The organism is Actinoplanes awajinensis subsp. mycoplanecinus, assembly GCF_001509495.1.
Classification (GTDB): Bacteria; Actinomycetota; Actinomycetes; order Mycobacteriales; family Micromonosporaceae; genus Actinoplanes; species Actinoplanes palleronii.
The window spans coordinates 17,484-39,856 of sequence record NZ_LLZH01000121.1 but is presented as its reverse complement, the minus strand read 5'-3'; the positions used below and the strand labels follow the sequence as shown (position 1 = coordinate 39,856).

24 protein-coding genes and 1 pseudogene are annotated in these 22,373 nt (G+C 70.5%); 20 read left to right on the top strand and 5 right to left on the bottom strand.

Annotated features, from left to right (window positions below):
* Nucleotides 1-8: 8 nt before the first annotated feature.
* The 6 genes from ADL15_RS15365 (at nucleotide 9) to ADL15_RS15340 (ending at nucleotide 7,170) form a co-directional block, all read left to right on the top strand.
* Nucleotides 9-1,583: a DUF4153 domain-containing protein gene (locus tag ADL15_RS15365; protein WP_067690415.1), complete on the top strand. Its 1,575-nt coding sequence runs from the start codon at nucleotides 9-11 to the stop codon at nucleotides 1,581-1,583.
* 31 nt (nucleotides 1,584-1,614) lie between these two features.
* On the top strand, nucleotides 1,615-1,998 hold the full coding sequence (locus ADL15_RS15360; RefSeq protein ID WP_067690411.1) for a DUF485 domain-containing protein: 384 nt from the start codon (nucleotides 1,615-1,617) through the stop codon (nucleotides 1,996-1,998).
* Nucleotides 1,995-3,620, top strand: a complete 1,626-nt coding sequence (locus ADL15_RS15355) for a sodium/solute symporter (RefSeq protein WP_067690409.1) — start codon at nucleotides 1,995-1,997, stop codon at nucleotides 3,618-3,620. The genes ADL15_RS15360 and ADL15_RS15355 overlap by 4 nt, the downstream gene beginning before the upstream one ends.
* Before the next feature lie 96 nt (nucleotides 3,621-3,716).
* Nucleotides 3,717-4,421: an RlpA-like double-psi beta-barrel domain-containing protein gene (locus ADL15_RS15350; RefSeq protein ID WP_067690939.1), complete on the top strand. Its 705-nt coding sequence runs from the start codon at nucleotides 3,717-3,719 to the stop codon at nucleotides 4,419-4,421.
* A gap of 383 nt (nucleotides 4,422-4,804) precedes the next feature.
* Nucleotides 4,805-5,584: an ABC transporter ATP-binding protein gene (locus ADL15_RS15345; RefSeq protein WP_067690407.1), complete on the top strand. Its 780-nt coding sequence runs from the start codon at nucleotides 4,805-4,807 to the stop codon at nucleotides 5,582-5,584.
* Nucleotides 5,575-7,170 carry an ABC transporter permease gene (locus tag ADL15_RS15340; protein ID WP_067690400.1) on the top strand — a complete coding sequence of 532 codons (1,596 nt, stop codon included), beginning with the start codon at nucleotides 5,575-5,577 and terminating at the stop codon, nucleotides 7,168-7,170. The genes ADL15_RS15345 and ADL15_RS15340 overlap by 10 nt, the downstream gene beginning before the upstream one ends.
* A 2-nt stretch (nucleotides 7,171-7,172) precedes the next feature.
* On the opposite strand, the gene ADL15_RS15335 is transcribed toward ADL15_RS15340, so the two are convergent.
* Entirely contained in the window at nucleotides 7,173-7,400 is a 228-nt protein-coding gene (locus ADL15_RS15335) for a hypothetical protein (protein ID WP_067690397.1), read from the bottom strand.
* A gap of 103 nt (nucleotides 7,401-7,503) precedes the next feature.
* Entirely contained in the window at nucleotides 7,504-7,785 is a 282-nt protein-coding gene (locus ADL15_RS15330; protein WP_198170793.1) for a hypothetical protein, read from the bottom strand.
* A gap of 100 nt (nucleotides 7,786-7,885) precedes the next feature.
* Here ADL15_RS15330 and ADL15_RS15325 point away from each other — a divergent pair, with 100 nt between their 5' ends.
* The 8 genes and pseudogenes from ADL15_RS15325 (at nucleotide 7,886) to ADL15_RS15290 (ending at nucleotide 15,371) form a co-directional block, all read left to right on the top strand.
* On the top strand, nucleotides 7,886-8,389 hold the full coding sequence (locus ADL15_RS15325) for a flavin reductase family protein (protein WP_067690393.1): 504 nt from the start codon (nucleotides 7,886-7,888) through the stop codon (nucleotides 8,387-8,389).
* Between the two features lie 119 nt (nucleotides 8,390-8,508).
* Nucleotides 8,509-8,799: pseudogene (locus ADL15_RS15320) on the top strand (DUF485 domain-containing protein); the annotation flags it as partial.
* Nucleotides 8,800-8,915: 116 nt separating this feature from the next.
* A complete protein-coding gene (locus ADL15_RS15315) occupies nucleotides 8,916-10,592 on the top strand; it encodes a solute symporter family protein (RefSeq protein ID WP_067690390.1) in 1,677 nt (558 codons plus the stop codon).
* A gap of 208 nt (nucleotides 10,593-10,800) precedes the next feature.
* Nucleotides 10,801-11,976 (top strand): LCP family protein, encoded by a 1,176-nt coding sequence (locus ADL15_RS15310; RefSeq protein ID WP_067690387.1) that lies wholly within the window; start codon nucleotides 10,801-10,803, stop codon nucleotides 11,974-11,976.
* Between the two features lie 43 nt (nucleotides 11,977-12,019).
* Nucleotides 12,020-12,355 (top strand): rhodanese-like domain-containing protein, encoded by a 336-nt coding sequence (locus tag ADL15_RS15305; protein WP_067690384.1) that lies wholly within the window; start codon nucleotides 12,020-12,022, stop codon nucleotides 12,353-12,355.
* A 32-nt stretch (nucleotides 12,356-12,387) separates the two neighbouring features.
* Nucleotides 12,388-13,185: a glycerophosphodiester phosphodiesterase gene (locus tag ADL15_RS15300; RefSeq protein WP_067690377.1), complete on the top strand. Its 798-nt coding sequence runs from the start codon at nucleotides 12,388-12,390 to the stop codon at nucleotides 13,183-13,185.
* 49 nt (nucleotides 13,186-13,234) lie between these two features.
* The gene (locus ADL15_RS15295; protein WP_067690374.1) at nucleotides 13,235-14,437 is read left to right on the top strand and encodes a sensor histidine kinase; all 1,203 of its coding nucleotides are present in this window, start codon (nucleotides 13,235-13,237) and stop codon (nucleotides 14,435-14,437) included.
* 58 nt (nucleotides 14,438-14,495) lie between these two features.
* Nucleotides 14,496-15,371: a DUF5926 family protein gene (locus ADL15_RS15290; RefSeq protein ID WP_067690371.1), complete on the top strand. Its 876-nt coding sequence runs from the start codon at nucleotides 14,496-14,498 to the stop codon at nucleotides 15,369-15,371.
* A gap of 182 nt (nucleotides 15,372-15,553) precedes the next feature.
* Here ADL15_RS15290 and ADL15_RS15285 read toward each other — a convergent pair whose 3' ends face one another.
* Nucleotides 15,554-16,753 (bottom strand): arginine deiminase, encoded by a 1,200-nt coding sequence (locus ADL15_RS15285; RefSeq protein WP_067690369.1) that lies wholly within the window; start codon nucleotides 16,751-16,753, stop codon nucleotides 15,554-15,556.
* Nucleotides 16,754-17,041: 288 nt separating this feature from the next.
* Here ADL15_RS15285 and ADL15_RS15280 point away from each other — a divergent pair, with 288 nt between their 5' ends.
* The 5 genes from ADL15_RS15280 to pheA all read left to right on the top strand — a co-directional run bounded on the left by ADL15_RS15280 (nucleotide 17,042) and on the right by pheA (nucleotide 20,429).
* Nucleotides 17,042-17,782, top strand: coding sequence for a hypothetical protein (locus ADL15_RS15280; protein ID WP_067690366.1), 741 nt, complete (start codon nucleotides 17,042-17,044; stop codon nucleotides 17,780-17,782).
* A gap of 82 nt (nucleotides 17,783-17,864) precedes the next feature.
* Nucleotides 17,865-18,326: a hypothetical protein gene (locus ADL15_RS15275; protein ID WP_067690363.1), complete on the top strand. Its 462-nt coding sequence runs from the start codon at nucleotides 17,865-17,867 to the stop codon at nucleotides 18,324-18,326.
* An 83-nt stretch (nucleotides 18,327-18,409) separates the two neighbouring features.
* Nucleotides 18,410-18,796 carry an ACT domain-containing protein gene (locus ADL15_RS15270; protein ID WP_067690361.1) on the top strand — a complete coding sequence of 129 codons (387 nt, stop codon included), beginning with the start codon at nucleotides 18,410-18,412 and terminating at the stop codon, nucleotides 18,794-18,796.
* Nucleotides 18,797-18,839: 43 nt separating this feature from the next.
* On the top strand, nucleotides 18,840-19,463 hold the full coding sequence (locus tag ADL15_RS52920; protein ID WP_067690358.1) for a hypothetical protein: 624 nt from the start codon (nucleotides 18,840-18,842) through the stop codon (nucleotides 19,461-19,463).
* A 24-nt stretch (nucleotides 19,464-19,487) separates the two neighbouring features.
* Nucleotides 19,488-20,429, top strand: coding sequence for a prephenate dehydratase (gene pheA / locus ADL15_RS15260; protein WP_067690355.1), 942 nt, complete (start codon nucleotides 19,488-19,490; stop codon nucleotides 20,427-20,429).
* 261 nt (nucleotides 20,430-20,690) lie between these two features.
* Here the strand turns inward: pheA and ADL15_RS15255 are convergent, their stop codons facing one another.
* Together ADL15_RS15255 and ADL15_RS15250 are read right to left on the bottom strand one after the other, a co-directional pair.
* Nucleotides 20,691-21,038 carry a metallopeptidase family protein gene (locus ADL15_RS15255; RefSeq protein WP_198170792.1) on the bottom strand — a complete coding sequence of 116 codons (348 nt, stop codon included), beginning with the start codon at nucleotides 21,036-21,038 and terminating at the stop codon, nucleotides 20,691-20,693.
* A 93-nt stretch (nucleotides 21,039-21,131) separates the two neighbouring features.
* Complete coding sequence (locus ADL15_RS15250; RefSeq protein ID WP_067690352.1) at nucleotides 21,132-21,560, bottom strand: OsmC family protein; 429 nt, start codon at nucleotides 21,558-21,560, stop codon at nucleotides 21,132-21,134.
* A gap of 66 nt (nucleotides 21,561-21,626) precedes the next feature.
* Between ADL15_RS15250 and ADL15_RS15245 the strand changes: the two genes are divergently transcribed.
* On the top strand, nucleotides 21,627-22,331 hold the full coding sequence (locus ADL15_RS15245; protein WP_157441376.1) for a hypothetical protein: 705 nt from the start codon (nucleotides 21,627-21,629) through the stop codon (nucleotides 22,329-22,331).
* Nucleotides 22,332-22,373: the final 42 nt, after the last annotated feature.

The following is a 22,373-nucleotide window of genomic DNA, read 5'->3' as shown; positions in this document are numbered from 1 at the left end:
GTTTCGCCATGTCCACGGCACCGCCTGCCCAAAATACGGAACAATTCGTCGCAAAAGGTCAGTTGCACGGCCCGTGGCCGGACGTCTCCACCTGGGGCCGGATGATGCCCGGACCGGGCGCACCGGCCTCGGCGAGCACGATCGTCGCGGTGATCGCCGCCACCGTGGTCGCCGCGGTGTCCCTGCCGCTGGACCAGCCCGGCCTCGGCTGGCTGATCACCGCGCTGGCCGGTGGGATCGCGCTGCTGGTGGCCCGGCCGGCGACCAGCGCGGTGCCGCCGCTGGTGATCCGCCCGGCCCGGCGCCGACGCGGGGACCAGCTGTTCTGGGGTGTCGCCACCATCGCGCTGCTCGGGGTCGGCACGTTCCGCGCGGCCGGCTGGCTGTTCGCGCTCTGCCTGCTCACCGCGACGCTGACCTTCGCGCTGGCGATCGGTGCGGGACGGTCGATCAGGGCGGCGCTCACCACGTACCTGATGGCTCCCCGCGCGATCCTGCGGTCCTTGCCCTGGCTGGTCCGCGGCCTGGCGCGGATGCGCCGGACCGGCAACGGCCCGGCGCCGATCCGGATCATCGCCACCCTGGCCGTCTCGGTTGTCCTGCTGACCGTTTTCGGTCTGCTCTTCGCCTCGGCCGACCCGAAGTTCGCCCGCCTCTTCGACACGGTCCTGCCGGACCTGCAGGTGGACGGCATGTTCCGCTGGGTCTTCATCTGCTGCCTGGCCGCCCCGGTGTTCGGCGGTGCCGCCTTCCTGCTCGCCGCCCCGCCCGACCTGACCGAGCTCGATCACACCGAGGGCCGCAAGGTGAGCCGCCTGGAGTGGGCCGTGCCGCTGGGCCTGCTGACCCTGCTCTTCGCGGCGTTCGTCGTGGTCCAGCTGGTGCCGCTGTTCGGCGGGGACCGGCACGTGCGGACCACTGCCGGTCTCACCTACGCCGAGTACGCCCGCGGCGGCTTCTGGCAGCTCTGCTTCGTCACCGGGCTGACCCTGCTGGTGCTGGCCGGCGCGGCCCGCTGGGCACCCCGGGAGGCACCCGCCGACCGGACCGTGTTCCGCGCGGTCCTGGGCCCGCTGACCGGGCTCACCCTGCTCATCGTGGCCTCGGCGCTGATCCGGATGCAGGCCTACATCGACATCTACGGCCTGACCCGGCTGCGCCTGCTGGTCGCCTGCTGCGAGGTGTGGTTCGGGGTGGTCCTGATCCTGGTGCTGCTGGCCGGGATCCGGATCCGCGCGCCGTGGCTGCCCCGGGTGGCGATCGCGACCGGCGTGCTGGCCCTGCTCGGCCTTGCGGTGGCGAACCCGGACCTGATGATCGCCCGTAACCAGGTGGACGCGCCGGTCGGCCGGATCGACGTGGCCTACCTGTCCGACCTGTCCCCGGACGCGGTCCCGGCGGTGATCGAGCTGTCCGACGCCCGGGACCGCAGTTGCGTGCTCTACCACCTCGGCCTGACCATCGCCGACAGCGACTGGCAGGCCTGGAACCTCGGCCGGTCGACGGCCATGGACCTGATCGGCAACGGCGCGTACCCGATGGACCCGGATGGATGCGCGGCGCTGACCCGGTCCGGGGGTTGACATTCCGCGCGGGGCGGCGAGACTGCCGGACATGGCCGACGAACCGCCGCTGCCACGGACCCGGGTGGTGCTCGGCGAAGCCGCCGCCCGCCGCGGCCCCGCCGACCCGGCCCGCACCGACCTGACCGAGGGCACCCCGATCGGCGATGCCCTGGTGAAGGGGCTGATCCGGGCCCAGCTGGCGCTCGCGCTGCGGCTGTCGCTGGTGGTGGCGGCCGGGCTCGGCGCGCTGCCACTGCTGTTCGCCGCGGCGCCGGCGGTGGGCGGGCTCAAGGTGTTCGGGATGAACCTGCCGTGGCTGCTGCTCGGTGTGCTCGCCTTCCCGTTCCTGGTCCTGGTCGGCGCCGCCTACGTGCACTGGGCCGAACGCAACGAGCAGGACTTCACCGCGGTCATCCGGCGGCCCGAGCGGTGAACCCGTACCTGGTCCCCGGCCTGGTCCTGGTCGTGCTGATCACCGTGGCGATCGGCGCGTACGGCCTCCGTTTCGCCCGCACCACCTCGGACTTCCTGGTCGCCTCGCGCAGTGTCAGCCCGGCCTGGAACGCCGCCGCGATCAGCGGTGAGTACCTCTCCGCCGCGTCGTTCCTGGGTGTGGCCGGGCTGGTCCTGCGGTACGGCGTCGAGGTGCTCTGGTACCCGGTCGGTTTCGCCGCCGGATACCTGGCGCTGCTGCTCTTCGTGGCCGCGCCGCTGCGCCGCTCCGGCGCGTTCACCCTGCCCGACTTCTGCGAGGTACGGCTGAGCTCCACCCGGTTGCGCCGGCTGGCCACCGCGTTCGTGCTGTTCATCGGCTGTCTCTACCTGCTGCCCCAGTTGCAGGGCGCTGGCCTGACCTTCGCCACCGTGACCGGCGGGTCGTACGTCTGGGGCGCCCTGCTGATCGGCATCGTGGTGACCGGCAACGTGGCGTTCGGCGGGATGCGCGCGATCACCTTCGTGCAGGCGTTCCAGTACTGGCTGAAGCTGACCGCGCTGGCCGTGCCGATCGTGTTCCTGATCATGCAGTGGCAGTCCGACGGCCGTCCGCCGGTGACACCGCCGGCCGGTGCGGTGTTCCCGGCCGCGACCAGCGTGGTGATCGAGCGGGACGCCGAGCTGGCCGGGATCGGTCCGGTGAGCGCGGGCGAGACGCTGCACTTCGCGGCCGGTGACCCGGTGCCCCGGGTGAGCACCGTCGACGCCAAGTTCGGCGCGGACTGGCTGCAGCCGGGCGGCGACTCCGGGCTGTTCGGGACGTACTCGCTGATCCTGGCGACGTTCCTGGGCACGATGGGGCTGCCGCACGTGCTGGTGCGGTTCTACACGAATCCGGACGGCGCGTCGGCCCGGCGCACCACGCTCGTGGTGCTGGCCATGGTCGGGCTGTTCTACCTGCTGCCGACGCTCTACGGGGTGCTCGGCCGGATCTACACGCCGCAACTGCTGATGACCGGGCGTACCGATGCCGTGGTGCTGCTGCTGCCCGAGGCTGCCCTGGGCGGCGGGCACCTGGGCCGGCTGCTCGGCGCGCTGGTCACCGCGGGGGCGCTGGCCGCCTTCCTGTCCACCTCGTCGGGGCTGCTGACCAGCGTCGCCGGGGTGATCTTCACGGACGTGCTGCGGCCCGGCCGGTCCGGTTCGGTGCGCGAATTCCGGCTGGCCACGCTGCTGGCCGCGGTCGTACCGATCACCATGTCGATGTTCGTGTCCGACATGGACGTCTCCCGGGTGGTCGGGCTGGCGTTCGCGGTCGCCGCGTCGAGCTTCTGCCCGCTGCTGGTGCTGGGCATCTGGTGGCGCGGGCTGACCGACGCCGGCGCGACCGCCGGAATACTGGTCGGTGGCGGTGCGGCAGTGCTTGCGGTGCTGGTCACGGTGCTCGGGGCGGACCTGCCGAGCGGGCTCGCCGAGTTCGTCGGCCAGCCGGCCGCCTGGACCGTGCCGCTGGCGTTCCTGGTGATGGTGGCGGTGTCACTGCTGACCAGCCGCCGGGTCCCGGCCGACGTGAGCGCCACCATGCTGCGCCTGCACGCCCCGGAATCCCTGCGTTCCTGAAGCACCGGCGGTTGCGGCCGCGGGCCGCTGGAGCATTTAAGGATCTTTAAGGTACGACCCACGTCCGCGGCCGAACCGCCCTGCGTAATGACGGTCATGAGGAGCTCACGTGCATACAAGCGGCCGGGTAGCGGACTGTTCGGGCGCAACCGCAAGGTCGTGATCGGACTGGTTGTCGCGGGCCTGGCCGGCGGTGCGCTGGCCGTCGGCACCGGGATGAGCAACGCCGCCACCAACTGCGGCGGCCTGGACCAGTCGTTGCGCGACACCCTCACCTTCATGGCCGATCAGCGAGCGCACCCCAACGCGCAGACCGACGCGATCCTGGCGAACCGGCAGGCCGTGGTCGACCTGATCAACCTGCAGCGCCGCGAGGCCGGCTGCACCACGAACATCGCCGCGCCCGCCGCGCCGACGAAGGCGCCGACCAAGGCGCCCACAAAGGCCCCCACGAAGGCGCCGACTCAGGCGCCGACCAAGGCCCCCGCGACGACCGCGCCCGCGCAGCAGGCGACGAGTGCGCCGGCCGGGGCCGCGAACGGCACCGGCGCCGGCGAGGTGGTCTGCAAGGGCTCGACCGTGACGCTGTCCGGCGAGGCCGGCGCGCCGTTCGCGTCCAGCGGGACGTTCCCGATCGGCACTCGTCTCAAGGTCACGAACCTGGACAACAACAAGAGCACCACGGTGACCGTGCAGAGCACGTCGGGTAGCTGCATTCTGCTGAACAACGCCGCATTCGAGCAGGTTCGCGAGGCGGGCAAATTCCTGATCCGCCGCGCGGTGATCGAGCGCGTGGGCTGATCGGGTCCGGGTGTTCCGCGTTCCCCCCGTTTAGCCGCGGAACACCCGTCCCTTTCGGAAACCGGAATGCACCCGGTATTTCCGTGACGCAGCAATGATCTAGCGGTGCAACCCCCGTTCCGCATCGCAAGATCATGCGTTATCGCGGCAGATCTTGCGCCGCGCCGGGTCGGCGGAGCAAGCCGAACCGGACGCCTGTGACAAGCGTGACAACGGGGCCAGAATGTCAATTAACTGAACTAATTGTGCCGTCCGTTCTCCATTGTGGAATGGTGACGGTGTCGGCCGAACCGGCAGCCCGTTCTGTCCGGACCGTCGTATCCACCCGCCGGGCCGGTGAACAGGCTGGTCGGAGCCCGGATGCCCGGCTAGGTTGCTAAGACATGACGCTGCCGGAACAACGCACCGGCCAGATGGCCCCGGCGATGTCGGTGCGCGGGCTGGTCAAACACTTCGACACCAAGCTCGCGGTCTCCGGCGTCGACCTGGACGTCCCGGCCGGGTCCTTCTATGGCCTGCTCGGCCCGAACGGCGCCGGCAAGACCACCACCCTCTCGATGGCCGTCGGCCTGTTGCGGCCCGACGCGGGTCAGGCTTTCCTTCTCGGGTACGACGTCTGGCAGGCCCCGGTCCAGGCGAAATCCCTGGTCGGAGTGCTCCCCGAGGGCAGCCGGATGTTCGACCGGCTCAGCGGCCCGGAGCTGCTGGCCTACCAGGGCCTGTTGCGCGGGATGCCGGCCGCGACCGTCGACCAGCGTTCCCGTGACCTGCTCGACGTGCTCGAGCTCGGTGTCGACAACCGCACCCTGGTGGTCGACTACTCGGCCGGGATGAAGAAGAAGATCGGCCTGGCCTGCGCCCTGCTGCACGCGCCGCGGCTGCTGGTGCTCGACGAGCCGTTCGAGGCGGTCGACCCGGTCTCGGCCGCCCTGATCCGGGACATCCTGCAGCGGTACGTCGCCGGCGGCGGCACCGTGGTCTTCTCCAGCCACGTGCTGGAGGTGGTCGAGCGGCTCTGCTCGCACGTCGCGATCATGTCGGACGGCGTGCTCCGGATGCACGGCGCGCTCGACGACGTCCGCGCCGGCCGTCCGCTGCAGGACGTCTTCGTGCAGGTCGTCGGCGGCCGGGTGGCCACCGGCTCGGAGCTCGCGTGGCTGTAGGCGTCTGGCCGTTCGTCAAGCTCAAGCTCCGGATCACCGCGAACGGCCTGCGCGGCCGACCGGCCCGGGTCACCCTCTTCGTGGTCGGCGCGTTCGCGGCCACCGTGCTGGCCGTGCTCGGCTACGCCGGGTTCGCCCTGCCCGGGCTGCTCGGCGACGAGCGCGCGGCCGGCATGCTGCTGCCGTTCGGCGGCGCGCTGCTGGTGCTCGGCTGGCTCTTCCTGCCGCTGCTGTTCTTCGGCGTCGACGAGTCGCTGGACCCGGCACGGTTCGCGCTGCTGCCGCTGCGCCGGCGCACCCTGATCGCCGGGCTCGGCGTCGCCGCCCTGGCCGGGCTGCCGGCCCTGGCCACCCTGACCGCCACCGCCGGGATGGTGGACACCGCGACCCGGCTCGGCGGACCCCTGGCCGGGCTCGCCGAGGCGCTCGGGGTGACCGCCGGGCTGCTCCTGTGCGTGACCCTGAGCCGCGCGGTGACCAGCGCCTTCGCCACCGCGCTGCGGTCCCGGCGGGCACGTGACCTGGCCACCATCATGCTGGCCGTGGTGGCCGCCTCGGTCGGGCCGCTGCAGTTGCTGCTGCTCGGGCTGCTGAACCGGGCCGACTGGGACAACGTCGCGGCGATCGCGACGGTGGCCGGGTGGACACCGCTCGGCGCTCCGTACTCCATGGGTCTGGATGTGGTGGCCGGGCGGGCCTGGGCCGTACCGATCAAGCTGGTGATCGTGCTCGCCGCCGTCGGCGGCCTGGTCTGGTGGTGGAGCCGGACCCTGGAGCAGGCGATGGCCGGCACCGCGACCTCCGGCGGACGCGGACCCGCGGCCCGGGCCGACGGTCGCGGACCTGTCGATCAACTGATGTTCCGCTGGTGGCCGCGGACCCGGTTCGGCGCGCTGGTGGCCCGCGAGACGCGGTACTGGTGGCGGGAGAACCGGCGGCGGGCCGGGCTGGTCGCGCTGACCATGGCCGGGCTGTTCCTGCCGCTGACCTCGGCGCTCGGACCGGTCACCGGGATGGCCGGCGGCATGGCGTTCCTGGTCGGCGCGATCGCGCCGGTGGCACTGTCCAACCAGTTCGGGTACGACGGCAGCGCCTACGCCACCAACCTGTCGATCGGGATACCCGGCCGCCTGGAGATCCACTCCCGGGCGGCGGCACACGCCCTGTTCACGGTCCCGCTGCTGGTGCTGGTGGCGGTGCTGGCCGGCGTCATCTCCGGGCAACCGGCCCGGATCCCGGCCCACCTGGGCACGCTGTTCGCGGTCTACGGCACCGGGCTGGCCCTGATGCTGCCGATCTCGGTACGGGCCGCCTACGCCCTGCCGGAGTCCACCGGCCCGTTCGCCGTCACGTCCGGTGGCGGCCTGGCGAAGGGCCTGCCCAGCCTGGCCGGCATGATCGGCGGTCTGTTCGGGGCGCTGCCCGTCGTGCTGGCCGGCTACCTGCTCGGAACGGCGTGGACCTGGGCCGGGCTGCCGATCGGCCTGGGTTACGGAGCGGCCGCCTATCTGGTCGGCTCCGGAATAGCCGGTGATCTGCTGGATCGCCGGATGCCGGAAGTGCTCGCCGCGGTCACTCCGCGATAGCGTCAGCACATTTTCCGCAGCCCGTCGTGGCGGACGAAAATGACCCGCCGATCGACCGCTTCACCGGACGGGCCCAGCACATATCCGTCGATCCACAGCCAGCCGTCATAGGTCCGTCGGGGATCCACCCGGATCACCCGGAACGTCAACGCCCGCTCCCCGGCGAACTGCACACTGGCCGCGCCACCGACGTGCAGCACGTCGCCCGCGCGCGGCAAATCGTCGGTCATGACGGCACCCCCGGACGAGATTACACAGAATGGGTAATCCGATGAAACCCGGAGATCGTCCACTTTCGAGGGTTAAATGGCGGTCGCCATTACCGGCCGTTCCTCAGGGGCGGCCGACATTTCGAGATCCATTACGCGGGGCCGGCACCCGGTTGGCCCGGATCGTCCGCAGACCCTCCTGCCGGACGAAGATCCGCCGTCGCTGCAACGCGTTGCCGGCCGGGCCGAGGACGTACCCGTCCAGCCAGATCCAGCCGTCGTAGGTGACCCGGGGATCAACCCGGATGATCCGGAAGGTCAGGGCCCGGTCGCCGGAGAACTGCACACTCGCGTCGGCCCCGACGTGAACGACGTCGCCTGGCCGTAGAACCACCTGTTGAGGCATGCGCCGTCTCCCTCCCGCCAGAAGCCCCCAGAGGAAAATAGCCGCTGATCAATTAAATTCGGAAGCGACGTGCACGATCTGTAATCGGGAGAATGATCGGATGACGATCCACTCCACCGACCCGTTCGCCGTGCCCGACGAGGACAAGTCCCCGGTACGCCGGTTCCGGGGCCGGCTGGCCGCACCGGTCACGCTCTGGACCACGCCCGGACCGGCCGGGCTTACCGTCTCCTCGATCCTGGTCGCCGACGGTGATCCGGGCCGGGTGCTCGGCCTGATCGACGAGGAGAGCGACTTCTGGGACGCCGTCGCCGAGTCCCGGCGGTTCGCGGTCACCCCGCTCACTCCGGCCGACCGGCAGCTCGCCGACCGGTTCGCCGGGCTGATGCCGGCGCCGGGCGGGCTGTTCGCCACCGGTGAGTGGCAGCAGACCGCGTACGGCCCGATCCCGGCACACGCCGGCACCTGGCTGGGCTGCCGGCTGGACTCCGACCGGCCCTGCGGCTGGGCCCTGCTGACCGAGTCGATCATCGAATCGGTCCAGGTGGGCGGGGCCGCCGCACCGCTGGCGCACTTCCGGGGGAGGTACGCCGAACTGCACTGACAACCGCTCAGCGCAGTCAGACCACCACTCAGCGCAGGCACTGACCGGGGTTCCGGGCGGTACGGCTTTCCTTCGTACGGTGCCGGAAAGTCCACCCGCCGATCAAAGGTGGTGATCCCGTGCCGGCTACGCCCGAGAGATATCTCGAGGTGCAGAACTCCGAGGAATTCGGTCGACTGCGCCAAACCCTTCGCAAGTTCATCTTCCCGACGACGATCGCGTTCATCCTCTGGTACGCCCTGTACGTCCTGCTCTCCGCGTACGCGCGGGACTTCATGGCGATCAAGCTGGTCGGCAACATCAACGTCGCCTTGCTCCTCGGCCTGCTGCAGTTCGTGACGACGTTCGTGATCGCCTGGTACTACGCGCGGTTCGCCGCGCGGGAGGTCGACCCGCTCGCCGACGACATCTACAACACGATCGAGGACGGCCAGCCGACCGCCGCAGCGGATCGGGCCGCCAAGACCGACAAGACCTCCGCCAAGGCTGCTGCCGAGGCTGACAAGCCCGTCGAGGGGAGTGCGCTGTGACGCCGACCCTGCTCGCGGCCGAGTCCTCGTCCAGCACCTCGCGGACGCTGACCATCACGCTCTTCCTGGTCTTCGTGGCGATCACCCTGGGCATCACGATCTGGGCGAGCCGGCAGACCAAGACCGCCACCGACTTCTACGCCGGTGGCCGCCAGTTCTCCGGGTTCCAGAACGGCATGGCGATCGGTGGCGACTACATGTCGGCCGCCTCGTTCCTCGGCATCGCCGGCCTGATCGCGCTCTACGGCTACGACGGCTTCCTCTACTCGATCGGCTTCCTGGTCGCCTGGCTGGTGGCGCTGCTGCTGGTCGCCGAGTTCCTGCGCAACTCCGGCCGGTACACGATGGCCGACGTGCTGGCGTTCCGGATGCGTCAGCGCCCGGTGCGCACCGCCGCCTCGGTCTCCACCGTCGTGGTCTCGATCTTCTACCTGATCGCCCAGATGGTCGGCGCCGGCGCGCTCGTCTCGCTGCTGCTCGGCATCACCGCGGACGAGAAGTTCCTGGGTATGGACGCGGCCACCGCCAAGGTCTTCACGATCATCCTGGTCGGCGCGCTGATGATCGTCTACGTGGTGGTCGGCGGCATGAAGGGCACCACCTACGTCCAGATCGTCAAGGCGTTCATGCTGATGACCGGCGCCCTGGTGATGACGATCCTGGTGCTGGCGCACTACAAGTTCAACCTGTCGACGCTGCTCGGTGACGCCGCCGCGCAGTCCGGCAAGGGCGCGGCCTTCCTCGAACCCGGCCTGCGGTACGGGGTCGAGACGGCCGGCGACGCCACGAAGACCTTCTACAGCAAGATGGACCTGCTGTCGCTGGGTCTCGCGCTGGTGCTCGGCACGGCCGGCCTGCCGCACATCCTGACCCGGTTCTACACCGTGCCGACCGCGCGGATCGCCCGCAAGAGCGTGCTCTGGGCGATCGGCATCATCGGTGTCTTCTACCTGTTCACCCTGGCCCTGGGCTTCGGCGCGGCGGCTCTGGTGGGCGGCAAGGCGATCACCGCGCAGGACAAGGCGGGCAACACCGCGGCGCCGCAGCTGGCACAGAAGCTCGGCATCGACTACCTGGGCGGGGACACCGGCGGCGCGGTGCTGCTGGCGATCATCGCGGCGGTCGCGTTCGCGACGATCCTGGCCGTGGTGGCCGGGCTGACCCTGGCGTCGTCGTCGAGCGCCTCGCACGACTTCTACGCCAACGTGATCAAGCGGGGCAACGCGTCCGAGCGGGACGAGGTCCGGGTCGCCCGGTTCTCCGCCCTCGGCATCGGCGCGGTCGCGATCGCTCTGTCGATCTTCGCGCAGAGCCTGAACGTCGCGTTCCTGGTGGCATTGGCGTTCGCGGTGGCGGCGTCGGCGAACCTGCCGGCGATCCTCTACAGCCTGTTCTGGCGCCGGTTCAACACCTCGGGCGCGATCTGGTCGATCTACGGTGGCCTGCTCACCGCGGTTCTGCTGGTGTTCTTCTCGCCGGTGGTGTCCGGCTCGCCCACCGCGATGTTCCCGGACCACGACTGGCACTGGTTCCCGCTGTCCAACCCGGGCCTGATCTCGATCCCGCTGGGCTTCTTCTTCGGCTGGCTGGGCACCGTGATCAGCAAGGAGACGGACGCGGAGAAGTACGCCGAGCTCGAGGTCCGGTCGCTGACCGGGCACGGGGCGCACTGAGCCATCCCGCACCGCCCGGGCCGGCGTAGTCGCCACGCCGGCCCGGGCACCGGCTCATCCGGCGTCCGTTCGATGCACCGGGACCGGATCGTCGGTCCGGGAGCGGATCATCGTTGCAGGTCACCGGCGTTCCGGAAGAACTCCCACCTTCGTGCCGAACCCCCGTCCGATGTCCGGATCATTCGCGTTCCCGACCTAATCTGGTCTCATGTCTGCGACCACCTCTCCCAGCGGGAACTCCTCCGGACGGGCCACCGTCCCGCCGTCCGGGCCGGCTTCCGCCCGCCCCACCGGACGCTCCGTGCCGGCCGCCGGGCCGGCCGGGCCGGGTGGACCGAGCGGCCCTGGCGGCCCCGGTGACCGCGGACGCTCCTACAAGGGCGGCAAGGCTCGCCCGCGCTGGGGCCGGATCGCCCTGGTCGCCGGCGGCGTGGCGCTGATCCTGGCCCTGGTCGGCGGCATCTACGCGGTCAACTACGTGAACGGGATCGACAACGACCTCAAGCGCACCGACGCGTTCTCCGAGATCACCACGGACCGGCCGGCCAAGACGGTCGACGGGGCGTTCAACATCCTGCTGGTCGGCAGCGACTCGCGGGACCCGGACGCCAAGGAGGACCAGGCCAACGCGTGGCGCGCGGACTCGCTGATGATCATGCACGTGCCGGCCGACCACAAGAACGCGCAGCTCGTCTCGATCCCCCGCGACCTGTGGGTGGTCGTCCCGAGCGGCAACAACGCGCCGTGCAGCTCCGGCTCCCGCGCCAAGATCAACGCCTCGTTCGCGTTCGGCGGCCTGCCCCGCGCGGTCCGTACCGTCGAGTGCCTGACAGGTGTGCGGCTGGACCACGTCGTGGCGATCGACTTCGGCGGGTTCAAGGAGGTCACCAACGCGCTCGGCGGGGTCGACCTCAAGGTGGACCAGACCATCACGTCGATCCACAAGCCGTTCCGGGTGTTCAAGAAGGGCATGATGCACATGAACGGCGCCCAGGCGCTGGACTGGGTGCGTCAGCGCAAGCAGTTCGCCCGCGGCGACTTCGCCCGCATGCAGCACCAGCAGGAGTTCCTCAAGGCGCTGATGGACAAGGCGGCCAGCAGCGGCACCCTGACCAGCCCGGGCAAGCTCGACGACTTCCTCACCGCGGTGGCCGCGGCGGTCACCGTCGACAACGACTTCTCGCTCAAGGACATGGTTCTGCAGTTCCGCAATCTGCGCGGCGACAACCTGACGTTCCTGACCAGCCCGAACAAGGGCAGCGAGACGATCAACGGGCAGTCCGTGGTGGTCTCCGACAAGGAGAAGGCGCTGGCGCTCTTCGAGGCGATGAAGGCCGACAAGATGACCGACTGGATGGCCGCCAACCCGTCGAAAAAGTCCTGACCTCCCGGCAGGCGAGAGTTGATCTCGCCGTACCCTGAGAGCCGTGTTCGGACCTCAGGTACCCACCGTGACCCCGGAGCAGGTAGGCACCGATGCCTACCTGCTCGACGTTCGTGAGCCGGACGAGTGGACCGCGGGCCACGCCCCCGGCGCCCACCACCTGCCGATGATGGAGGTGCCGGCCCGGATGGCCGAGGTGCCGTCGGACGGCGAGGTCGTGGTGATCTGCCGGGCCGGTGGGCGCTCCGGCCAGGTGGTGGCCTATCTGATGAACCAGGGTTGGGACAACGTTCGCAACCTGGACGGCGGAATGCAGTCCTGGGCGGCCCGCGGCCGTGACATGGTCAGCGAGGACGGACAGCCGGCCCGGGTGTTGTAGCAGCTAGGCCAGAACTTTCGCGGCGGTAGAACATGAACATCAGCGATGACCATCGCCCCCTCGTCTTCGCCCACCGCGGCGGTGCGGCCGAGTTGCCCGAGCACACGCTCGGGGCGTACATGCGCGCACTCGAAGCCGGCGTCGACGGTCTCGAGTGCGACGTGCGGCTGACCAGAGACGGTCATCTGGTCTGCGTGCACGATCGGCGCCTGAACCGCACCAGCAACGGGAAAGGCTTGGTCAGCCGGCGCACCCTGGCCGAGCTCGACCAGCTCGACTACGGCTCCTGGCACCCCGGCTATCCCGCCGACGAGGAATTGCCCGAGCTGAGCCGGCTGCTCACCCTGGAGCGGCTGCTGGGCGCGGTCCGTGAGTCCGGCCGGCGGGTCCGCCTGCTGATCGAGACGAAACACCCGTCCCGGTACGGCGCCGAGGTGGAACGCCGGCTGATCCAGATGCTCCGCCGGTTCGGCCTGGCCGACCCGAAACCGGACGACCCGGTGCAGGTCACCGTGATGTCGTTCGCGGCGCTGGCACTACGCCGGGTCCGTGCCCAGGCACCGTCCCTGCCCACCGTCTATCTGCTCGAGCTGGTGCCGCCCGGTGTCGGCAAGGGCAAGCTGCCGTTCGGCGCGCGGATCGCCGGTCCCGGCGTCGACCTGCTGCGCAACCGGCCCAGCCTGCTGCCGGCGATGCGGGCGGCCGGCCACCAGACGTACGTCTGGACCGTCAACGAGCCCCACGACCTGGAGCTCGTGCTCCAGCACCGGGTGGACGGCGTGATCAGCGACCGTCCCGCGTTCGTCCTGGACCGCCTGCAGCAGATGTGACCGCTGACACAGCTGCACAAAACGAGAACACCGAGGCAGACTCGCAGACATGCCGGACAGTCCCGACTACCCAGCGCTGACCCGGGGTCAGATCGCGGTCGCCGACCGCGTCAACGCCGGGGAGAGCGGCCTGCCCGTCCTTCAGCAACTGGTCCGGCTCGCCCAGGACGTGCTCGGCGCGCGCGGCGCCGGCTTCGCCGAGTACACGGACGGCCACGGCCGGATCATCGCGGCCACCGGGGTGTGCGAGCCGGCCATCGGCCGCCGGGTGAAACGTGCCGACGACCGGCTCCGCCGCGGCGGCCGCACCCTGCTGGTGCCACTGGACTCGGTGAACGACGAGTTCGCCCGGCAGATCGAGGGCGGCGACCTGCGGCACATGCTCGGCGCCCGGTGCGAGGCCGGTGACACGTTCGCCGGGTCGCTGCACGTCTACTTCGGCGACGTCGGGGAGCCCGGGCCGGAGCATCACGCCGTACTGGAATTGCTCTCCGGTCAGATCGGCCGCCTCTACGGACTCGGCCGCGGCCTGCCGGTGCATCCGGCGGCCGCGCCGGACGCGGCCGGCGCGCAAGCCGACCGCGATCTCTGGGTCGCGGTGACCAGCCACGAGCTGCGCACCCCGGTCACCGTGATCAAGGGGTACGCGGACACCCTCACCAACCACTGGGAGACGCTCGGCGAGCCGGGACGCCGGGAGGCGGTCCGGGTGATCGGCAACCGGGCCGGTGAGCTGGCCCGGCTGGTCGACCGGCTGCTCTCCGCGGCAAGCGACGACGGCGTGGTGGGCACCTCCCCGGCCGGCCCGTTCGACCTGGTCGAGGCGCTGCGCGAGGCGGTCGAGGAGCTGCCAGCCGACCTGCGGCGCCGGTTGAAGCTCGCGCACCTGCCGGCCGACCTGCCGAAGGCGTACGGGAACCGCGACTCGATCGCCACCATCCTCACCGAGCTCACCACGAACGCCGAGAAGTACTCCCCGCCGGAGAGCACGGTCGAGGTGTGCGCCGGTACCGACGACGACACGCTGCGCTTCCGGATCTCCGACCGCGGCGCCGGCATCGCCCCCGAGCACGTCGAGCGCGCCTTCGAGCGGTACTGGCAGGCCGAGGGCGGCGACCGGCACCACCACCCCGGCGCCGGCCTGGGCCTCTACCTGGTCCGGCGGATGGTGGAGCGCCAGCACGGCTGGGTGTCGCTGCGCCCGCGCGAGGGTGGCGGAACGGTCGCTGAGGTGCGATTCCCGCGCGCCTGACACACACGGGTGGCCCGCATCACCGCTTTTCGGGTGACACCGCCTACGCTGGTCCCTCGTGAGTAAGCGTCGTAAGCCCCGCGAGTCCGCCCCCAAGACCAAGGTGCGCGACATCTTCGTCGCCCGCCCGTTCGAGGGCCTGGCCGACGAGCCCGAATGGGTCGCGCTCCGCGAACTGGTCCCGGCCGCGTCGGCGAAGCTGACCCTGACGCCGGCGATCATCGAGGAGTTCGGCGACCGCCCGGTCACCCTGTCCACGGTGCTGCCGATGGCCTGGCCGGCCATGTCGCGCCAGGACGGTGAGGTCTTCATCGGCCTACAGCGGCACGTGCAGTCCGGTGACGTCTCCCGCGACCTCGCCGTCGCCATCCTCGCCGCGCTCGGCACCACGCCGGGCAACCCGGTGTCGGTCCCGGCGCTGCCCGGTGAGGGCGTGCGCCTGCAGGACGTGCTCGTCGACGGCCCGCTCGAGATCACCATGCACGACGGCTTCGAGTACTGGCTCGACGACGACCAGCTGCAGGACGCCAACGTCAAGGCGTCCCTGGAGCGGGCCAACGCGTCGATCTACCCGACCGTCCGGCTGGCCGCGGCGAAGGCCGCGTACTGGTGCCGGATCGCGCCGGACAAGGGACACGTCCGCTGGGTGCTGGGTGACGACGAGGACCCGGCGCTGGACGCGCTGTCCCGGCTGTCGGCCGCGGGCGAGCTGCTGCTCGGCGACGGCACCAAGTTCGCCGGCATGTTCCGCGCCCACGGACTGCTGGTGCCGGTGTGGGACATCCCGGGCGAGCCGGAGGCCGCCGACTGGGAGGCCCCGTTGGCCGATTTCGTCAAGCGCTACCAGGACACCCTGGCGATCACGGAGCCGCTGGACGCCGCCGCCCGCAGAGCAAAGCAGGGCCTCATCGGCCGTCAACTGACACTGCGCTAACTGGCTTCGCTTCGCTCCGCGGGCAAAAAGCTGGGCTAGCTTGGCTCCGCTTCGCTCCGCAGGCAAAAAACGCCTTTTAGTCGTTGCCGGCGCAGCTGATTTTCCGCCGCCCGCAAACCCCGCGGGCGTCGGAAAATCAGTTGCGCCGGCAACGACGCGTTTTTTGCAGACCTGTCCACAGGTCACCTGGCAAAGACCCAGGGGTCTCGGGTGATGGGGCAGCTCATGCACCTCGGGCCGCCTCGGCCGCTGCCCAGCTCGGAGCCCTGGATTCGGACTACCTCGATGCCGGCTCGTTCCAGCTGGGTGTTGGTCTCTACGTTGCGTTCGTAGGCGACGCAGAGGCGTGGGGCGATGGCGAGGGTGTTGTTGCCGTCGTCCCACTGCTCGCGTTCCGCGGTCACCGGGTCCAGCCCGGTGTCGATGACCCGCAGGTGGTCGATGCCCATCGCCTCGGCGGCGGCCTCCAGGAACGGGCGGGGCGGGCGCACCACCACCTCGCCCTCCAGCCCCGCGGTGATCGTCCAGGCCTCCAGGGTGTCGGCGACGTACGGATACATCACCACCGCATCCGCGTCGACCATCGTGCAGACCGTGTCGAGGTGCATGGTCGCCCGCTCCTGAGCGATCGGCACGGCCAGCACGGTGTGTGCCAGCCCGGCCGCGAGCACCCGGCGGGCCAGCCGTTCGGCCCCGGCAGGGGTGGTTCGCTCACCGACCCCGATCGCGAGCACCTGGGGTGCCAGCACGAGCACATCACCACCCTCGACGTGCTCGAGTGACGGGTCGTAGAGCAGCTCGGTCCCGGCGAACCGCGGGTGAAAGCGGTACACCGCGTGGGTGAGCGTGGTCTCCCGTCGCCTCGCGCGCATCGCCAGGCTGGTCACCGCCACCCGGTCGCGCACCCAGACCGAGGAGTCCCGGGTGAAGAGCAGGTTGGGCAGCGGGTCGATGACGAAGTCGTTGCGCTGCAGCATCTCGTAGACCAGGCTGCCGCCGCCCGGCTTGACCTCCTCGTGGGCCAGACCGGCGACGAGCACCTCGGCCAGCCGGTCCGGGTCCTGATCGGCCAGGTACCCGGCGACGCCGGCCCGCAGCCCGTCACCCAGGCGGGGGTCGGCCAGCACGCCGTCGGTCAGCTCGGCCCGGGCCTCCGGTACGGCGAGCGTCTCGGCAAGCAGCCGGTCCAGGTGCAAGACCTCCACCCCGCGCGAGCGGAGCGCCTCGGCGAACTGGTCGTGCTCGTCCTGCGCACGGCCGACCCAGGGGATGCCGTCGAAGAGCAGGGAGCCGCTGTTCCGCGGGGTGAGCCGAGCCAGCTCTTTCCCGGGGCGGTGCAGCAGGACGGTGCGCAAGCGGCTGACTTCACTGTCGACGTACACCGTGCCGACGTTAGTCCGTACCGAACGCTACCGCTCGGTGACGTTATGACTAGATCTTGGGACGGGTATGCACCGAACGGGGGACGGCGATACGTTGTCAGAGTGCGACGAACCGCGGACTGCACGTGTCGAGATGCACCATCAGCAAGAAGCTGTTGTCGTGAATGCGGTATTCATCCATACTCCTTCCCCTTTCTTTCACTGCCGTCACCCTGTTCTGTGAACGCCTGAGCACGTACGGTAGTGAAAAAGAGAGCCAGCCCGATTGACCTTTTGCCGGAGGTCGCAGTGACTGTCTTCCCCGCCCGCCCTGCGCTGACCGCGCCGTCCAGCAACAGAGAGCTGACGCCGGTCGGCCATCCGCAGCAGTCCACGAGTCTCGAACAGCAACGCCTCACCCCGATGGAGTGGGCACGGCGCCGCCGTGCCGAGCGTGAGTCCCGCCGCATGGACGCGGCCGGAGCTCGTGCTCTGACCCGGCTCGACCGCCTCGGCGCGAGCTGGCACATCGTGGACTGGCCGCGCGCCGATCTCTCCCAGTCGTATTACGAGCCCGACCCGACCGATGACCGGGCGGGCTTCCTCGCCATCGGTCCCGGCGGGGTCTACGCGGTGACCGTCGCCGACCACGGCCGATCCCGCGTCCTGATCGCCGGGGACGTCGTACAGATCAACGGCAAGCGCCCCGCGTACGTGGCCGAGGCCCGTCGCGACGCCCGCCGTGCCGCCAAGGCGCTCTCCGCCGCGGTCGGCCTGAACGTTCCGGTCACCCCCGTGCTGACGTTCGTCGGCTCCGGCGTGATCAGCGTCCACGGCCTGCCGAAGGACTGTCTGGTCGCCACCGACAAGCAGCTCGACCGGTTGCTCCTGGCCGGCGGGGCCCGCATCTCGGCGGCTACCGCGAGCAAACTCTCAGAGGTTGCTCACAACCCCGGTACCTGGTCGAACGCGCCGTACAAGCCGGCCGGCGACTACCGGTGGTACAGCAACGGACAGACGGCCGCTGACAAGCGGCCGACCCGCCGGTAACGTTCCTTGCGACGACGCCGATGGTGGCGCTCCGGCTGACCGGGGCGCCATCGATCGGCGCGACGGAAGCGAGGAGGAGCCGGTGGCGCATGTTGAGCTCTCCCTCTCGGGAGCGTTCGTCCCCCAAGCACGCACACCATCCGAGGCCGAATTCGTCACCGGTCTCGAGCGCTGGGCGAGCACCGTGGCGGTCGCCGACGAGGCCTGTCTGATCGTCGACGCAGGTGGCGCGATCGTGGCCGTCTCGCCGTCCTGCAGCGAGCTGCTCGGCCTGGGCAAATCGGGCGACGCACTAGGCAAGCGGCTGACCACGACGGTTCAGCTGATCGACTTCACGGCCGGCGCGGGCCGGCTCGAGGACCCGGAGGCGGACATGATTCCGCCGCTGCTCGCGGTCCGCAGCGAGCGCCTGGCCCGAGGCGTGATGCGGGTCGTGCCGGATGCCGGGAAGCCGCCGTTGACGATCGACGCGATCTCGACGCCGCTGATGGCCGGTGACCGAGTGGCCGGTTCGATGACCTTTCTCTCCCCGGTGCACTACTGAAGTCCGGTTTGTCCATGGCGGTGTGGTGTTCAACGCATCCGACAACCATTGGGTGTTACCTATCCGTAACGTAGTCTGCCGTCATGCTCGATCTAGACCTGTTACCAGGTGAGTACGCGGTGTGCCGCCTACCGGCCGGCTCCACCCTGCCCGCGTCACTGACCACGGGTCCGGACGACAAGAGCGTCATCTCGGTGACCTGGGGCCTGGATGAGATCTCGATCATCTGCCGGTCCGAGCGGGTGCCGGACGGCGCGGAGGCCGACACGGCATGGCGCGCGCTGCGGGTGGCCGGGCTGGACCTGACCATGACCGGGGTGCTCGCCTCGCTGGTCAGCCCGCTCGCCGAGGCTCGGGTCAACATCGTCACGTTCTCCACCTACGACACCGATTACCTCCTGGTGCCCACCGTGCGGCTGACCGAGGCGGTCAACACGCTGACCGCGGCCGGGCACCGCATCGCCGGCTGACTTTCTTCTGGCACCGGCCCGGCCGGACTCCTACCATGAGCGCGTGTCCCCCCACACACGCCACATCCCCCTGGCCGTGGGTCTGCTGCTGTTGACGGCCGCCTGCGGGGCGCCGCCGGAGCCGTTGCCCGCCAGCCCTCCGCTGTCCCCGGTCACCGCCGCGCCGGCCGCGTCCGCTTCCGCGTTCCTGCCGCCGCCGGTCATCGCGACCCAGCCCACCGCCGCCGTGCCGACCGGCTACCCGACCGTGGATCCGGCCTATCCGACGATCGCGCCGCCCGCGTTCCCCTATCCCACCTATCCGCCGACTACCGGGACCACCACCGCGCCGCTCACCAAGTCGCCGACGCCCACGCCGGCGCACGCGGCCAAATGCGTCGGTCAGCCGACCAAGGCGGAGATCCTCGCGCTGCTCAAGCTCAGGGGTGGTGACGCCATCCCGGACAAGGCGCTGAAGGTGCAGAGCGGTCCCTACTGCACCGCCAACTGGTCGTTCACCACGGTGGAGATCGCCGGGCAGGACGCGGACAGCCTGGAGCCGCTGATGGTCGTCGCCACCGGCAAGGGCGCCACGCTGGACATGGTGGCGGCCGGCACGGACGTCTGCAATCCGCAGGTGCAGGCCTCCGCCCCGGCCGGGATCCGAGTGCTGGCCTGCGGCTTCTGAACGTTCGCGCCATAGACTGACGACATGCCCGGAACGCCGCCCACCCGCTTCAGCTACCTCGGCCCGGAAGGCACCTTCACCGAGGCGGCCCTGCGCACCATCCCGGCCGCCGAGCACGGGCTGCGCAGCCCGGCCCGCAGCGTGCCGGAGGCCCTCGAGGCGGTCCGTTCCGGTGAGGCCGACGCCGCCCTGGTCCCGCTGGAGAACTCGGTGGGTGGCGCCATCCCGGTCACCCTCGACGAGCTGGTCACCGGCAGCCCGCTGATGATCACGCGGGAGGTGCTGCTGCCTGTCGAGTTCGTGCTCGCCGCCGACGCGCTGAAGCCGCTGGCCGCCCTGCGCACCGTCGCGGCGCACCCACAGGCCTCCGCGCAGTGCCGGCGCTGGCTGCAGGCGAACGTGCCGGACGCCGTAGTGATCGACGTGCTCTCCAACGCCGCCGCGGCGATCAGCGCGGCCGCCGGGGAGTTCGACGCGGCTCTCTGCGCCCCGATCGGCGTCCCGCGCAACCGGCTCACCGTGCTCGCCGAGAAAGTGGCCGACCGGGCCGAGGCGGTCACCCGGTTCGCGCTCGTCGCCCGGCCCGCGGCCCCGCCACCCCCGACCGGCGACGACGTCACCTCGCTGGCCGTCTCGATCCGGCACGACCAGGTCGGCGCGCTGCTCGCGGTCCTCACCGAGCTCGCGGCCCGCGGCATCAACCTGTCCCGGATCGAGTCCCGTCCCACCGGCGAGCAGCTCGGCACGTATTTCTTCTTCCTGGAGTGCACCGGCCACGTCGCCGAGGCCCGCCTCGGCGAGGCGTTGCAGGGCCTGCGCCGGATCTGCGCCGAGGTCCGCTTCCTGGGCAGCTACGCCCGCCACCGCCTGCAGCCGGAACCCCCGGTCCAGCCGCCGGCCGGCCTCTCCGACGCCGACTTCGCCGACTCCGCTGCCTGGCTGGCCCGCCTCCGCACCGGCAATTAACCCTTTCGGTACGAATACCGAGCGCTCGCCCGCAGGCTACGAGCCACGTCCCGCCCGTGAGGCCACCGCGACGTCGCAGCCCGCTCCCGACCGCAGCGCGACTCCCAGTCTCCAGAGCGTGGGGACTTTCGGCGCGCAGCGCACCCAAACTTCACACGCAACCGCCGTTGCCACACTGCGTGGGGACTTTCGGCGCCCAGCGCACCCAAACTTCACACGCAACCGCCGTTGCCACACTGCGTGGGGACTTTGGGTGCGGGGTCAGGCCCAGCCCAGCTCGTGCAGGCGCTGGTCGTCGATGCCGAAGTGGTGGGCGATCTCGTGGACCACGGTGATCGCGACCTCGTCGATCACGTCCGCCTCCGACTCGCAGGTGCGCAGCGTGGGCAGGCGATAGATGGTGATCCGGTCGGGCAGGGTCCCGGCGTAGTCCCAGCCGCGGTCGGTGAGCGCGGTGCCCTCGTAGAGCCCGAGCAGGTCGTCGCTGCCGTCCGCCGGGGTGTCCTCGACCAGGAACACCACGTTGTTCATCAGAGAGAGCAGCTCGACGGGGACCTCGTCGAGGGCCTCACCGACGAGCTCTTCGAAACGTTCCCGATCCATGTCCACCGGCACACCCCACATAGTGCCCTGTCCAGCTGTATTGATCCTGAACCGCCGGTGCGGACCGCACGCGGCCGCACCGGCGTACTCAACAGGGAATCAGACCAGCTTCGCCGAGAGGCTGATCGCCGCGCCCGGGCTCAACAGCCGCGAGATCGGGCAGTTCTCCTTGGCGCCCTCGGCGATCTTCTGGAACGTGGCGTCGTCGATGCCGGGAACGTCACCGACGGTCTCCAGCTCGATCCGGGAGACGCCGAAGCCGGCGTCGGTCTTGTCCAGGTGCACCTTGGCGACGGTCTCCACCGAGCTGGGCGTGAAACCCGCGTCGGCGAGGCCCTTCGAGAAGGCCATCGAGAAGCAACCGGAGTGGGCAGCCGCGATCAGCTCCTCCGGGTTGGTTCCCTCACCCTCCTCGAAGCGCGACTTGAAGGAGTAGTTCCCCTGCAGGCCACCCTTACCAGTCTTTACCGTGCCGGAACCCTCGGTGAGGTTCCCTTCCCAGCGGGCCGTAGCAGAACGAATAGGCATGAACAGAACGCTAGCCCATCGGCGAGCGGGTGGAAGGCCGACGCTGCAGGGCTCATCATGGATCCCATGCCGGAAATGGTGTCCGAGACAGTGGTCGAATTCGGTCTGCCGGAGTCCGAGCCTCGTCGGGAACGGGCCGCGGGCTTCCTCCGCGAGCTCGGCACCGACCGCAGGCTCGCTCCGCTGGTGGCGGTGCTGGGCGGGATCGCAGCGTTCGCCTCGCTGGTCTCCGAGTGGCAGGTGACCTCGGTCGACAGCCTGCTGCTCTCCGGCGACGACGTGGGCGCCAGCAAGATGCTGCCGACCGACCTGTTCGACCTGGGCGGAATCGCCGCGGCGTACCTGGGTGGCCTGTTCCTGGTCGCGGTCGCCCTGGTGCTGACGATCTTCGGCCCGGCGCCCGGGCGGCGCTACGCCCGGCTGGCCGGCCTGGCCTCCGGCGGGGTGCTGGCCGCGCTGCTGCTCGCCCTGGTCCACCTGCTGAACGACCAGAGCCGGCTGATCTCCCGGTTCTACACGATCCAGTTGGAGGCCGGGCACATGGACGTCCGGTACGGCCGGGGGCTGTGGTGCGCGCTGGCCGGGGTGGGTGCGGCGCTGATCGCGCTCTGGCTCTCCGGGCGTGACGACGAGGCCTCCGAGGCGCCCCGCTGGCAGCGAACAGAACCGGTCGACACCGACGATGACGCCCCGCTGGAGCTGAGCATCGCGCCGACCGCGCCGTTCGCCTCGTACGCCGCCGACCTCGACCGACCGCACCAATCCGGATGACCGGGGATATCCGGGTGATGACCGGACCGGGCCGCCGGTAGG